This is a genomic window from Pantoea sp. X-Soil-ISGK-285 (genome assembly GCF_059730815.1).
Window position 1 is genome coordinate 139626 of record NZ_AP035938.1, and the last position, 14813, is coordinate 154438.

8 protein-coding genes are annotated in these 14813 nt (G+C 58.6%); all 8 read left to right on the forward strand.

Features of this window, described 5'->3' with window-relative positions; all coding sequences use genetic code 11:
• The first annotated feature begins 156 nt into the window (after positions 1 to 156).
• The 8 genes from bcsR (at position 157) to AC6I8B_RS00660 (ending at position 14813) form a co-directional block, all read left to right on the forward strand.
• Positions 157 to 354 (forward strand): cellulose biosynthesis protein BcsR, encoded by a 198-nt coding sequence (gene bcsR / locus AC6I8B_RS00625; RefSeq protein WP_050680410.1) that lies wholly within the window; start codon positions 157 to 159, stop codon positions 352 to 354.
• On the forward strand, positions 354 to 1085 hold the full coding sequence (bcsQ, locus tag AC6I8B_RS00630; protein ID WP_050680411.1) for a cellulose biosynthesis protein BcsQ: 732 nt from the start codon (positions 354 to 356) through the stop codon (positions 1083 to 1085). Before bcsR ends, bcsQ begins: the two co-directional genes overlap by 1 nt.
• A complete protein-coding gene (bcsA, locus tag AC6I8B_RS00635; RefSeq protein ID WP_050680412.1) occupies positions 1082 to 3685 on the forward strand; it encodes a UDP-forming cellulose synthase catalytic subunit in 2604 nt (867 codons plus the stop codon). The genes bcsQ and bcsA overlap by 4 nt, the downstream gene beginning before the upstream one ends.
• A gap of 4 nt (positions 3686 to 3689) precedes the next feature.
• Complete coding sequence (gene bcsB / locus AC6I8B_RS00640) at positions 3690 to 5978, forward strand: cellulose biosynthesis cyclic di-GMP-binding regulatory protein BcsB (RefSeq protein WP_157354052.1); 2289 nt, start codon at positions 3690 to 3692, stop codon at positions 5976 to 5978.
• On the forward strand, positions 5971 to 9438 hold the full coding sequence (gene bcsC / locus AC6I8B_RS00645) for a cellulose synthase complex outer membrane protein BcsC (RefSeq protein ID WP_157354049.1): 3468 nt from the start codon (positions 5971 to 5973) through the stop codon (positions 9436 to 9438). The genes bcsB and bcsC overlap by 8 nt, the downstream gene beginning before the upstream one ends.
• 116 nt (positions 9439 to 9554) lie before the next feature.
• Complete coding sequence (gene hmsP, locus AC6I8B_RS00650) at positions 9555 to 11561, forward strand: biofilm formation regulator HmsP (RefSeq protein WP_031292605.1); 2007 nt, start codon at positions 9555 to 9557, stop codon at positions 11559 to 11561.
• 225 nt (positions 11562 to 11786) lie between these two features.
• A complete protein-coding gene (locus AC6I8B_RS00655; RefSeq protein WP_010257403.1) occupies positions 11787 to 13076 on the forward strand; it encodes a dicarboxylate/amino acid:cation symporter in 1290 nt (429 codons plus the stop codon).
• Positions 13077 to 13322: 246 nt separating this feature from the next.
• Complete coding sequence (locus tag AC6I8B_RS00660; protein WP_010257399.1) at positions 13323 to 14813, forward strand: M16 family metallopeptidase; 1491 nt, start codon at positions 13323 to 13325, stop codon at positions 14811 to 14813.

Consider the following 14813-nt stretch of genomic DNA (forward strand, 5'->3'; position numbering starts at 1 on the left):
GGATGTAACCTGAGAAATTTAAACATTGCTAATCACAGGCCGGCTCACATTGTTCTGCAATTGCCGCGTTTCTGGAAATATTTTTCAACTTTCCTTTACGCGTACGCGCAGTCGGTCATCCTGAGTGTGACGTTGTTTTATTTTTGGCGAACAGTAATGAAAAACCACAATCTCTATAACCCTGTTGCCGCTGATGGCGATCGTCAGGATGATATTAGTGCGTTGCGTGATGCGTTTTCTTTGCACTCTTTCCGCTATGTCGACATTGCGCGGGAAGAGCGCCTGAAAGCGATCATGTCGCGCTGGCCGCTATTAGCGGAAACCCTTGCCAGCCAGTCTGAGACCGATCGCTGATGCCGCAGATCGCGCTTCAGGGCGTACGGGGCGGCGTCGGCACGACTTCTCTTTGTGCCGGATTAGGCTGGGCGCTGGCGGCACTCGGCGAACGAGTATTGTTGATCGATGGCTCCCCGGTCAGCCAGCTCGGCGTGCATTTTAATCTGCCCGCTCAGCAGGATAATGGCTGGATGAAAGCACTGTGTGAGGGCGGTGACTGGCAGCACAGCGGGTTTCGCTATCCCGATGGTCCTGATTTGCTGCCTCACGGGGTGCTTTCCCATCAGCATGCTTTGACTATTGCCAGACAGAATGAGGCGATCGCCGCGCCGCTGCTCCAGGCATTACCGGACCTGCGGGCGCGCTATCAGTGGATTATTTTCGATCTGCCTGCCGATACCCTGCCCTGGCATGAAACGCTCTATCCGTCGCTGGACAGCCTGTTGTGCGTCACTCAGCCAGACGCGAATTGCCATTTACGGCTTAGCCAGCGCCAGTTTCCGGCGCGCACTCGTTTTATTATCAATCAGTTTAATGCCAACAGTCGTCTGCAGCAGGATCTGCATCAGCTCTGGATGGCCTCGCTAAATCCGTTGATACCGCTGCTGATCCACCGGGATGAGGCGCTGGCAGAAGCGCTGATGATGAAGCAGCCGGTCGGTGAATACCGGCCACATGCGTTGGTCAGTGAAGAGATCATCACGCTGGCAAGCTGGCTGCTGCTCAATCTGAATGGAGTGAGCTCTTGAATCCGTTGTGCTGGCTGTTAACAGCGCCCGCCTGGCAATCGCTGCACAGGGGCTATACCACCGCGCGAGGCAATGGCGCGTCCCGCTTCGCCAGTGCACTCCATCTGTTCTGGTCGGTGCTGGGCCTGATGCTGCTTCGCTTCGAAACGCCGGGCTGGCAGCGGATTATTCAGCAGCGCCGCCGGCTCTATCCGCACATTTCGCCGGAGCGGCCGCGACCGCTGGATATTCTGCGTTATCTGATCCAGACGCTGTGGCTTTTGGTGATCCTGCCGCAGAGCGATCGCGCTCGTGGCGGTTTCCGTGGCCTCGGTGCGCTGTCTGGCTGGCGCCACCATGGCTACCGCTGGCTGGACAAGGCCGTTGCCCACTCACAGACCCAGGGAATCGATGTGCGCATCGAACACTGGCTGAAGCGGCTGTCGCCGCTGGTGCGACGCAGCCTCTTCGCCGTCACTGCCCTGTTTGCCACGTTGCTGGCGCTGCTCTGTATCAGCCAGCCGTTTGGCCTGATGACGCAGTTTATCTTTGTGGTACTGCTCTGGAGTCTGGCGATGCTGGTACGACGCGTCCCGGGGCGTTTCCCGACCATGATGCTGATTGTGCTGTCGCTGACCGTATCGTGCCGCTACCTCTGGTGGCGCTATACCTCGACGCTGAACTGGGACGATCCGCTGAGTCTGGTGTTTGGTCTGCTGCTTATTGCGGCAGAGACCTACGCCTGGGTGGTGCTGGTGCTGGGCTATTTTCAGACGCTCTGGCCGCTTAACCGTCAGCCGGTGTCGATGCCTGTCGATCGGGATCAGTGGCCAGGCATCGATCTGCTGGTGCCAACCTACAACGAACCGCTCAGCGTGGTCAGACCCACCATCTACGCTGCCATGGGCATCGACTGGCCGAAAGACCGCCTGAATATCTATCTGCTCGACGACGGCGACCGGCCGGAATTCCGCGACTTTGCCGCCAGCGTGGGTATCAACTATGTCGTCCGTCCCACCCATGAGCACGCCAAGGCCGGCAATATCAATCACGCGCTGAAAAAGTACTGCCGCAGCGAATTTGTGGTGATTTTCGACTGTGACCATGTGCCGACGCGCGCCTTTTTGCAGATGACCATGGGCTGGTTTATTAAAGATCCCCGGCTGGCGATGATGCAGACGCCACATCACTTCTTCTCGCCCGATCCGTTTGAGCGCAATCTCGGGCGGTTTCGTCGTACGCCCAATGAGGGTTCGCTCTTTTATGGGCTGGTGCAGGACGGTAATGATACCTGGGATGCCACCTTTTTCTGCGGCTCCTGCGCCGTGCTGCGCCGCAGCGCACTGGATGAAATTGGCGGTATTGCGGTGGAAACCGTTACTGAAGATGCCCATACCTCGCTGCGGCTGCACCGGCGCGGCTACACTTCGGCCTACATCCGCATTCCTCAGGCGGCCGGACTGGCGACCGAAAGTCTGTCAGCGCATATCGGACAGCGCATCCGCTGGGCACGCGGTATGGTGCAGATCTTCCGCCTTGATAACCCGCTATTTGGTAAGGGGCTGAAGTGGGTACAGCGGCTCTGTTATGCCAACGCCATGCTGCACTTTCTCTCTGGCATTCCGCGGCTGGTCTTCCTGCTGGCGCCGCTGGCGTTTCTGCTCTGTCATGCCTACATCATCTACGCACCTGCGCTGGCGATCGCCATTTATGTTTTGCCCCATATGCTGCATACCAGCCTCACCAACTCGCGTATTCAGGGACGCTGGCGACACTCTTTCTGGAGCGAGGTCTACGAGACGGTGCTGGCCTGGTATATCGCCCGGCCTACCACCGTGGCGCTGTTCAATCCTCATAAAGGAAAGTTTAACGTCACCGCAAAAGGCGGGCTGGTGGAGGAGGAGCATCTGGACTGGGTGATAACCAAGCCCTATATGCTGCTGGTGCTGCTCAACCTCGCAGGGGTTTTGATGGCGTTCTGGCGCATGCAGCACGGTCCGGCCAATGAGGTACTGACGGTATGGGTGAGCCTGATTTGGGTGCTCTACAACATGATTATTCTTGGCGGTGCGGTAGCGGTTTCGGTTGAAGCACGGCAGATCCGTGAGGCGCACCGGGTGGAGATCGCCATGCCGGCCGCCATTGCACGCGAAGATGGTCATATGCTGCCCTGTACGCTGCGTGACTACTCTGACGGCGGCGTCGGGCTGGAGATGCGCGAGCCGGATGCGCTGCGGGAGAATGAAAAAGTGTGGCTGCTGCTGCGTCGTGGACAGCAGGAGTTCAGCTTCCCGTGCCAGGTGCAGCGGGTCTTTGGCCACCGGGCTGGCGTGCGTCTCCATCAACTGACCACTCAGCAGCATATTGAATTTATCCAGTGTACCTTCGCCCGCGCCGATACCTGGGCGCTGTGGCAGGACGGTTTTCCGGAAGATAAACCGGTCCAGAGCCTCGCCGATATCATGATCCTCGGTTTCAAAGGTTACCTGCGCCTGGCGGAATATGGCCCGCCGCAGTTACGTCGGCTGTTTAACCTGCTTACCGTTGGGGTGAGCTGGCTGGCTTCGCTGTTGCCGCAAGGCATCGGACGTGTGCCAGCTTCAAAAAACGCATTGAGTTGATGATATGACGATACCGAGAGTAAACAGGTGGTTTGCCGCTCTGCTGCTGGGCAGTGCAACGTTAAGCTGTGCCGCCGCGCAGGAGGACGCGCCCGCAAACATCAATGGTGTAACGCCTGTGCAATCTTTACCGCAGGATAGCGGCGCGCCGCTGCGGAACAGCCAGCTGAGCTTTGCCCAGCTGGCACCGCCGCCTGGCAGCATGACGCTGCGTGGCACCCGCACTACCGGACAGATTGAGTTCGGTGTGCGCAGCGATGAGGTGGTGACGCGCGCGTTGCTGAACCTCAGCTTTCGGCCTTCGCCCGCACTGCTGCCGACGCTGTCGCAGCTGAAGATTTATCTCAATGATGAGCTGGTCGGTCTGATTACCCTGACGCCGGAACAGCTGGGTAAAGAGATCCAGACGCAGCTGTCGATCGATCCGCGCTACATTGCCGACTTTAACCGCGTGCGTTTCGAGCTGGTGGGCCACTACGCCAACGTCTGTGAAAATCCTGCCAATAGCGCAATCTGGCTGGATATCGGCAAACAGAGCGGCATCGATCTGACGCTGCAAAAACTGCCGCTGAAAAATGACCTCTCCCACTTCCCGGAACCCTTTTTTGATTCGCGGGATACGCGACCGCTGACCCTGCCGATGGTGTTCAGCGCCCAGCCGGATGTCACGCAGCAGCGGGCCGCCGCCATTCTTGCTTCCTGGTTTGGCAGCAAAACGGGCTGGCGCGGGCAGCGTTTCCCGGTGCTGTATAACCAGCTACCGCAACAGCAGCATGCGGTGGTGTTTGCCACCAACGAAGCGCGCCCGGATTTCCTGAAAGATCTACCGCCGGTGACGAAACCCACAGTAGAGATTGTCAGCCAGCCCGATAATCCGTATGAAAAAATGCTGCTGATTCTGGGACGCAACGATGAGGACCTGCTGACGGCGGTTCAGGGTATCGCCCAGGGTGAGCTGCTGCTGCGCGGCGATACCTCAACCATCGACAGCGTTAAGCTGCTCTCCCCGCGCCAGGCTTATGACGCCCCTAACTGGGTGCGGACCGATCGCCGCACCACTTTCGCCGAACTGACGCAATATGAGAATCAGTTGCAGTCTGATGGGGTGCAGCCTAATCCGGTCAGCCTGACCCTCAATCTGCCGCCCGATCTCTTCCTGGTTCGCGCGCGCGGTATCGACATGGATCTGAGCTATCGCTATACCGCGCCTTTCCAGTCGGATGGCTCACGGCTGGCGGTCAACCTGAATAATCAGTTCATTCAGGATTATCCGCTGCCGCCGAAAAATACGACGGGTCAGCAGCTGCTGCATATTCCGCTGATTCAGGGAATGCTGGACAAGAGCCATGAGCTGCTGATTCCGGCGCTGCGCCTCGGGGTGGTGAATCAGCTGCGCTTCGATTTTGATTACGCCAACATCACCATCAGCGGCAACGCGGATGGACGCTGCGAAACCGCAACGCCGATTACGCATCATGTGGTGGTGGACGACAATTCCAGCATCGATTTTTCCGGCTATCGCCACTACATCGAAATGCCGTCGCTGCGCGCCTGGGCGAATGCGGGCTTTCCGTTCAGCCGCTACGCCGATCTGGCGCAAACCCTGGTACTGATGCCGCCAAAACCCGATGCAGAGCAGGTCAGTACGCTGCTGAATACGTTGGGCAATATGGGTGCGCAAACCGGCTATCCGGCGCTGCGCGTTCAGTTGACCGATGACTGGGCCACGGCGAAGAAGCAGGATGTGGATCTGCTGATGATCGGTGTCATCCCCAAAGATCTTCAGGATGACCAGCGGATCCCCGCGCTGGTCGACGCCACCGCCAGCTGGCTGAAAGAGCCTGTGCGACAAATCACTCCGGAGGTGAACCCGCAAAGTCAGCGCGAGCAGGCGGCAGAAAGCACGACGACTATCAGCTCCCGCGGCCCGCTGGCAACGGTGATTGGCTTCCAGTCACCTTTTTACGATCAGCGCAGCGTTGTCGCGTTGCTCGCCGATGGCACGCCGCGCAGCTGGCAGTTGCTCAACGAGGCGATGGGTGACAGTGGCAAGCGTGGCACGATGTCTGGCTCCACCGTGGTGATCCGCGAGTCAGGGGTTAACAGTCTGCGCGTGGGAGAGAGCTACTACGTTGGTCATCTGCCGTGGTGGGAGCGTCTCTGGTCGCTACTCTCCGTCCATCCCTTCTGGCTGGCACTCTGCGCACTCTTTGTAGTGGTGCTGTTTGCGCTGATGACCTGGCGTCTGATGCGAATTATTACCCGTCGTCGTTTACTGGATGAAGATGAATAACGCCCGGGTGCTGCGGGCAGGCATGCTGCTCGGCGCACTGAGTGCGCTGCCGGGGCTGGCTGCACCGGTCGACGGATCGGAGGTGTCGCCGGTCGAATGGTTGCTGTCACAGGTACGCACCGGCGAGTCGACCAACAAATACGATCTGGTGCAGCAATCGCTCTACCGGCTTGAGAAGATCGATCCTGATAATCCGCAGGTGCTGGCGGCTCGCCTGCGGCTGGCGCTGCGTCAGGGCGATATCCCTAAAGCGCAGATGCTGCTGGAGCAGCTGAAAAAGGTTGCGCCCGACTCCGCCGCGACGCGTGAATCCGCCGTCGGCCTGACGCTGATGTCGTCGGATGGGCGGCAGCAGCTGCAGCAGGCGCGCCTGCTCGCCACCTCGGGGCGCCTGGCGGAGGCGAAAAGTGCTTACGACGCGTTGTTCGGAGGGGTTTTTCCGGATGCGAACACGGCGCTGGAATACTGGCGGCTGCTGGCACGCACTCCCGGTCAGGAGAGCGTCGCTTACCAGCAGCTGCAGGCGCTGGAGCAGCGCTACCCGGGCAATATCGGGGTTGAGCTGCAAATTGCACGCATGGCATTTGATCAACAGCAGCCGGAGCAGGCGATAGCGCAGTTGAAAAAGCTGGCAAACAGCAATGGCGGACGCGCCGCTGCCGCCGATCTCTGGCTGCAGCAGATCAACGATCAGCCGGTCAGTGACAGCAGCGTGGCGCAGTTAAACGCCTACCTGGCTGTTTTTACCGACGGCGACGCACACCAGCAGGGCGCGGATGTGCTGGTGAAGCAGCAGGCGCAGCTCGCCGATCCCGCCTATCGCGAGCGGATGCGTGGCCTGGCGCTGGTCGAGGCGGGCGATGTGAATAATGCCATGGCAGCGCTTAGCCGGGCACTGAAGGATAACCCCAACGACGCCGAATTGATGGGTGCAATGGGGCAGACTCAGGCACGCGCCGGCCATCGTGATGTGGCGGTGCTCTGGCTGGAACGCGCCGTTGAGGCGGGCAAGCAGAGCACGCTGATCGGCAAATGGCAGTCACTGCTGCAGACTAACCGTTACTGGCTGGCGGTCGAACAGGGCGACAAGGCGCTGGCGCAGCATGACGTTGAGGGAGCCGAACGCGCCTACCGCGCCGCACAGAAAATTGATAGCACCGACAGCTATGCCCTGATTGGCCTGGGCGATGTGGCGATGGCGCGCAAAGATTCGGCAGGTGCCGAACTGTTCTGGCAGCATGCGCTGCGGCTGGACGCGACCAACACCACCACCGTGCGTCGCCTGGCCGGGCTTTATCAGGCCGAGTCGCCTGCCCGCGTCATGCAGTTTATCAGTACGCTACCCGCCGGGCAGCAGCGCGAGATGGCGGGAACGTTGCGCGCGCTGCGCAGTGACAGTCTGCGCGCCGAGGCCGATGCGCTCGCCCGGCAGAATAAATGGCCGCAGGCGGCAGAGAAGTATCGGGCGGCGCTGGCGCTGCAGCCGGATGACGTCTGGCTGAGTTATCGGCTGGCGAGCGCGCTACGCGACGGTGGGGCCACCCAACAGGCGGATGCGCAGATCGCGACGCTGCAACAGCAGCATCCCGGCGATGCGACCGCGCTCTACGCCGCCGCGCTCTACCTTTCCAGCCGGGATAATGATGACGCCGCACTGGCAACGCTGCATCGCCTGCCTGAAACGCAGTGGAACAGCAATATGCATGAGCTGGCTGACCGGCTCGGGCAGGATAAAATTTTTGCCAGCGCCGAAGCGCTTCGTGCGTCAGGGCAGGAGCGGGCAGCGGTGACGCTGCTTTACCAGCAGCCGGTTTCCAGCCGACGCGACCTGACGCTGGCCGACTGGGTGCTGGCTCGCGGGGACGCGCAGCAGGCCCTGGAGATCTATCAGCAGGTGCTGTCAGGTGAAGCTGACAACAGCGACGCAGCGCTGGGACGAATCGAAGCGCTGGTCGCGCTCCAGCGCCACAGCGAAGCACGGCAGGCACTTGAGCAGCAGCCAGCCCAGCCCAACACTCTTAATGCCGATCGCCGCGCCGCGCTGGCATGGCAGGCGGTTGGCGAAACCACGCAGGCTGCCGTGCGCTTTGCCAGCCTGAAGCAGCGCGCTGCGTCACTGCCGCCATCACAGGATAAGGCACTGGTGTTTCGTGATGCGGCACGGCTGGAGCGCACACAGCAGCAGCCAGAGATCGCGCTGGCGGATTATCGTCAGGCGATGACGGCCAGCGGTATCGGCAGCGGCGAAAGTACCAGCCGCGCGACACGCTCTCAGGAACAGGATGACTGGCTGAAGCGCAGTATTCGCAGCGACACCGCAGATCTCTATCGTCAGCGTGAGACCACGCTGACGGTGCAGCAGGACTATTCACGTAATAAGGGTACGGCTGGGGTCTCCGACTTTACTGCCCATACCACCATGCTGCAGGCGGAAAGTCCGTTTGCCGACGGACGCGGCTTTTTCCGTCTCGACCAGGTGGACGTCTCGGCAGGAAGTTTTACCACCCGCAACGGCAGCTTCGACGAGCAGTTTGGTAGCTGCGACGACGCCAGTTCCGGCGGATGCAGCCGCGATGCCAGTCAGCGCGCCAAAGGCACTGCGCTGGGCGTCGGCTGGCATAATGACCGCTGGTCAGCGGATCTGGGTACCACGCCGCTGGGCTTTGAGGTGACCAACTGGACCGGCGGACTGAGCTGGAAAACTGACGTCAGGGATCTTGGCGTGACGCTGACCGCCTCGCGACGGCCGATCGCCAGTTCGCTGCTTTCCTACGCGGGCGCGCGCGATCCATCAGCCAACGGTGGAAAAAGCTGGGGCGGCGTAGTGGCAACGGGTGGCAGCATCGGGCTGAGTTACGATCAGGGCGGCGCACACGGTGTCTGGGGCGACATCAGCGCGCATCAGATCACCGGTAAAAACGTTGCGGATAACAGTCGCGAGCGCTTAATGGCCGGCTACTACTACAAGCTCATTAATAGCGATAATCGCCGGGCCACCGTCGGGCTTAACAGTATGCTCTGGCACTATCAGAAGGATCTCAGCGATTACACCTTCGGTCAGGGCGGCTACTACAGTCCGCAGCAGTATCTCTCTTTTTCCGTGCCGGTCACCTGGCGACAGCGGACAGAAAACTGGTCGTTCGACCTGGGCGGCTCGGTTTCCTGGTCACATTCGAAAACCGATGCGCAGCAGCGCTATCCGGTCAATCCCGGCTTTACCCTTGCCAGCAATCCCGTTTCCGCCAGCAGCACCGGCAGCGGCACGGGGTATACGCTGCAGGGCGTGGTTGAACGTCGTATCACACCCGACTGGTTTATCGGGGTGGGCGTCGATATTCAACAGGCAAAAGACTATACCCCAAGCCACGGGCTTATCTACGTGCGTTACTCTGCCGCAGGCTGGGAAGGGGATCTGGATATGCCGCCACAGCCGCTGACCCCTTACGCAGATTTCAAATAATCCCGACCGGGAAAAAGCCGGACTTTTCAGACGGTAAAAAAGTCAGTTTATGGGATATACTGGCGGGCATTGTACTGTCTGCTATCTGGGCTTTTTTCATCGTCAGGAGAATATTTTTGCGCGTAAGCCGGTCACTTACGATAAAGCAGATGGCGACAGTTTCGCTGGTTGCGGTTATCACCATCAGCATCTTTATCGTCATCCAACTGTTTCATTTTGTGCAGCAGCGCAGGATTGACTACGCCCAGCAGATGGAGAATATCGCACACACCGTCCGCCAGCCGCTGTCGGAAGCGGTACTGCGCGCCGATATTTCTCAGGCTGAACGCATTCTCCATTCACTGAAACCTGCCGGTATTTTATCGCGCGCCGATGTGGTGCTGCCGAATGCGTTTCAGGCTCTGCATGCCGACTTCGAAACGGAGAAACCGGTGCCGCGTCTGGTAGCGCGACTGTTTGAGCTGCCGGTGCAGATTACCCTGCCGCTCTATTCAGTGGAAAATACCGGGATGCCGAAACCGCTGGCCTATCTGGTGCTGCAGGCTAACTCGACGCGCGTCTACCAGTTTATTCTCAGCACGCTCTCGACCATGATTATCACCTATCTGCTGCTGGCACTGATCCTGTCAGTGGCGATCAGCTGGTGTATCAACCGGCTGGTGGTGCATCCGCTGCGCAATCTCTCGCGGGAGCTGCAGGAGCTGCCGCCGCAGTCGATTCTGACGCATAAGCTGTCACTGCCGCAGAGCCACCGCGATGATGAAATCGGCATGCTGATCCGCAGCTACAACCGCAATCAGCAGGTGCTGGAGTCGATACATGATGAGATGAGCCGGCTGACCACCCATTTTCCCGTGACCGATCTGCCCAACCGTACCCTGTTTCTGGCGCTGGTCGAGCAGTTCATGAGCAGCCCGGAACAGCCGCTGGGGCTGATGGTGATCCGCATTGAAACCCTGCAGGAAGCCAACGGCGTATTAAGCGATGAGCAGCGCGATACGCTGATGCTGACGCTGGTGGAGAAGATCCGTAATACGCTGGATGACCATACTCTGCTGGCGCAGACCGGGACCAGCGACTTTGTCCTGTTAATGAAGCGCGCCAGTAATCCGTTCCGCGCCCTGCGTCTGGCCCGTAACCTCATGATTCGCCTTAATCAGCCGGTCAACCTTTATCAGCTGCAGCTGCGTCCTAACGTCAGCATTGGTCTGGCGCTGCGCGATGATCAGCCGCTGAGCGCCAGTGATCTGCTTGGCCGCGCGACCTCAGCGATGATGTCGGCCCGTCATCAGGGCAAAAATCAGATCCTGTTCTTTGACGCCGCGTTAACCGAGCGCGCGCAAAAACGTCTGACCCAGGAGCATGATATTCTGCAGGGGTTGCACAATGAGCAGTTCGCCCTCTATCTGCAACCGCAGGTCGATATGCGCACCGGCACGTTAGTCGGCGCGGAAGCGCTGCTGCGTATGCGCCAGCCCGACGGCAGCTACGGTCTGACCGAAGAGTTTATTGCCAGTGCCGAAGAGATTGGCGTGATTAGCGCGATTGGCCGCTGGGTGTTTGAAGAGGCGTGCCGCATTCTGGCAGGCTGGCAGCGACAGGGCATTATGTTGCCGCTGAGTGTGAATATTTCCGCTGTGCAACTGCGTGACACGGGCGTGGTCTCTCATCTGCAATCCCTGCTGACGCGCCACCGCATCGCACCTGGCACCTTCGTGCTGGAAGTGACAGAAACGGCTCAGCTTGATGATGCTGAACAGGCGATATCGATGCTGCGGATGTTGCAGCAGACTGGCGTGGCCGTGGCTCTGGACGATTTCGGCATGGGCTACTCCAACCTTAACTACCTCCATCAGCTGAAAGCGTTGCCGGTTAACAAGCTGAAGATGGATCGCAGCTTCGTGGCGGCGCTGCCGCATGACGACACCATGGTCTGCATCGTGGCGGCCATCGCCGAGATTATCCATCTGGAGGTGATTGCCGAAGGCGTGGAGACAGCGGAACAACGTGACTGGCTGCTGGCGCGCGGCATCTCTATCGGACAGGGCTATCTGTATGCTGAAGCGCTGCCTCTGACCCGATTCAATCAGGCATGGATCGAAAACTCCTCACTACCGCAATAATTGCCTGATTCATTGATTTTGCGAGAATTTTAGTTACAAAACCCCCTGCTGAAGCGTTTCAGTTCAGAATTACGATCCCCGGGTTTCCTGGGCGTTTGTCACCCTGTATTAATCACGTAAACAGAGTGTTATTTTCGGGTTACTGTCAGGCGCCACCTGTGTTGCCCGCCAGTCACAATAACGAATCCGACAACATCACCTCACGGCGTTAGTGGACACCTGTTTATGAAAACCTCACTTTTTAAAAGCCTTTATTTCCAGGTGCTGATGGCGATTGGCATCGGCGTTTTGTTAGGCCATTTTTACCCGGAGTTAGGGACCCAGATGAAGCCGCTGGGAGATGGCTTTGTTAAGTTAATCAAGATGATTATCGCCCCGGTGATTTTCTGTACCGTGGTGACCGGCATCGCTGGCATGGAAAGCATGAAAGCGGTAGGACGGACCGGCGCGGTTGCACTGCTCTATTTTGAAATTGTCAGCACCATCGCGCTGATTATCGGCCTGATCGTGGTTAACGTGGTGCAGCCAGGTGCCGGGATGAACGTTGATCCTGCCACGCTGGATGCCAAAGCCGTGGCGATTTACGCGCAGCAGGCAGAACAGCAGGGCATCGTCGCTTTCCTGCTGGATGTCATCCCCAACAGCGTGATTGGCGCCTTTGCCAGCGGCAATATTCTGCAGGTGCTGCTGTTTGCCATTCTGTTTGGTTTTGCCCTGCATCGTCTGGGTAACACTGGCACGCTGATTTTCAACGTGATTGAAAGCTTCTCAAAAGTGATTTTCGGCATCATCAACATGATTATGCGTCTGGCACCGATAGGGGCATTTGGCGCGATGGCGTTCACTATCGGCAAGTATGGCGTGGGCTCACTGGTGCAGCTCGGCCAGCTGATTATCTGCTTCTACATCACCTGTATTCTGTTTGTGGTGATCGTGCTGGGGCTGATTGCACGCCTGTTCGCCGGATTCAGCATCTTTAAGTTCATCGCCTATATCAAAGAAGAGCTGCTGATTGTGCTGGGCACTTCCTCTTCCGAGTCTGCGCTGCCGCGCATGCTGGATAAGATGGAGAAGCTGGGCTGCAAGAAATCGGTGGTAGGGCTGGTGATCCCAACCGGTTACTCCTTTAACCTGGACGGCACCTCGATTTACCTGACCATGGCGGCAGTATTTATCGCTCAGGCGACCAATGCGCACATGGACATTTTCCATCAGATTACGCTGCTGGTGGTGCTGCTGCTCTCCTCCAAAGGCGCGGCGGGGGTAACCGGGAGCGGATTTATCGTGCTGGCGGCGACGCTCTCTGCGGTGGGACATCTGCCGGTGGCGGGTCTGGCGCTCATTCTCGGTATCGACCGCTTTATGTCCGAAGCCCGTGCGCTGACCAACCTGATCGGTAACGGTGTGGCGACCGTGGTGGTGGCGAAGTGGGTCGATCAGCTGGATCATAAACAGCTGACCGACACGCTGGCAGGCCGGAATAAGGAGAATAAAGCGTCTGAATCTTCAATTTAATCATTGAATTTCACTTAAATCCCCACAAATGCCCGCTGTCGCTTGCCCTGACAGCGGGCATTTGCATAATAAACCCCACTTGTTTTTTTTGACGTTTTTCACTTCGTTACGCGACATCCTGAGCTTCCTGTGGTCAAACACTTTGTTGTTGGATAACAGCGCGATTCGGCGCCAGCCGAATCGTTAATAACAGCGGCAATATGCGCCAGTGATAACGATATTTGAATTATTTGAGTAGGGGTTCACATGCAGGGCACCAGAATTCGGCTTTTGGTTGGTGGATTAGTGCTGGCAAGCAGCTTTGGTCTCCAGGCAGAAACGCTGCAACCGGATCCGGCCTGGCAGGAAGGCAAGCTGGATAATGGATTTAACTGGCAGTTACTGGCCACACCGCAACGCCCCAGTGACCGTATTGAACTGCGGCTGGTGGTGAATACCGGCTCGCTGGTAGAGAGTGCGCAACAGGCCGGCTTCAGCCATCTGCTGCCGCGTCTGGCGATGGTGCACAACACCGCGCTTGATAACCATCAGCAGCGCGCGCTATGGCAACAGGCGATGGATCCTCAGCATCCGCTGCCACCTGTGATCACCTCCTATGATTCCACCCAATATAATCTGAGCCTGCCGAATAACCGCCCCGAGTTGCTGAAAGAAGCGCTGAACTGGCTGGCGGCCACGGCAGGCAATATGGCCATCACCGAACAGGTGGTCAATACCGCGCTGGCGGCATCGGATCCGGTGGCGACCTGGCCGAAAGATACCCAGGATGTCTGGTGGCGCTACCGCCTGAAAGGCTCCGCGCTGCTGGCGCATGACCCCGCAGCGCAACCACGCGCGCCGGTTGATTTAACCCAGCTCAATGATTTTTATCATCAGTGGTACACCCCGGATGCGATGACGCTCTACGTGGTGGGGAATGTTGACAGCCGCAACCTCTCTGAGCAGATCAATAAAACCTTCTCGGCGTTAACCGGTAAACGTGAAACGCCTGCGCCACTGCCCACCCTGTCGCCGCTGCCGCACGAGCCGGTAAATCTGGTCAGCAGCAACATGACGCAGGATCGCCTCTCGCTGGTGTGGGATACGCCGTGGCAACCGATTCGTGACTCCCAGAATCTGCAGCGTTACTGGCAGGGCGATCTGGCACGTGAAGCGCTGTTCTGGCATGTCCAGCGTGCGCTCAGTGACAGCAAGGCACAGGGCATACAGGTGGGATTTGATTGCCGTGTGCTTTATCAGCGTGCGCAGTGCTCCATCAACCTGGATGGACGCAACGAAAATCTGGCGCAGAATATGAATCTGGTGGCGCGTGAGCTGGCAAACGTGCGTGACAAAGGCTTGCCGCAGGAGGAGTTTGATGCGCTGATGGCGCAGAAGCTGCTGGAGCTGAACAAGCTGTTTACCACCTATGCCCGCACCGATACGGATGTGCTGATGAGCCAGCGCCTGCGCTCCCAGCAGAACGCCGTAGTCGATATCGCACCTGAGCAGTATCAGAAGCTGCGTCAGACTTTCCTGGCCGGCCTGACCCGCGAACAGTTAAACCAGGAGCTGCGTCAGCAGCTGACGCAGGAACTGATGATGGTACTGATTCAGCCGGAAGGCGAAGCGGAAACCAACGTGAAGAGCCTGCAAAACAACTGGGACAAAGTGATGGCACCACCAGCGGCACCGGCGACCAGCAATGAAGCCAGTCCGCCGGATAGCAACGTCAAAGACGTTCCGCCAGCCGCATAA

Excerpts from the sequence above, each read along its gene's own strand:
- bcsR (WP_050680410.1), top strand. The coding sequence starts at position 157 with ATGAAAAACCACAATCTCTATAACCCTGTTGCCGCTGATGGCGATCGT.
- bcsQ (WP_050680411.1), top strand. The coding sequence starts at position 354 with ATGCCGCAGATCGCGCTTCAGGGCGTACGGGGCGGCGTCGGCACGACT.
- bcsB (WP_157354052.1), top strand. The coding sequence starts at position 3,690 with ATGACGATACCGAGAGTAAACAGGTGGTTTGCCGCTCTGCTGCTGGGC.
- bcsC (WP_157354049.1), top strand. The coding sequence starts at position 5,971 with ATGAATAACGCCCGGGTGCTGCGGGCAGGCATGCTGCTCGGCGCACTG.
- AC6I8B_RS00655 (WP_010257403.1), top strand. The coding sequence starts at position 11,787 with ATGAAAACCTCACTTTTTAAAAGCCTTTATTTCCAGGTGCTGATGGCG.
- AC6I8B_RS00660 (WP_010257399.1), top strand. The coding sequence starts at position 13,323 with ATGCAGGGCACCAGAATTCGGCTTTTGGTTGGTGGATTAGTGCTGGCA.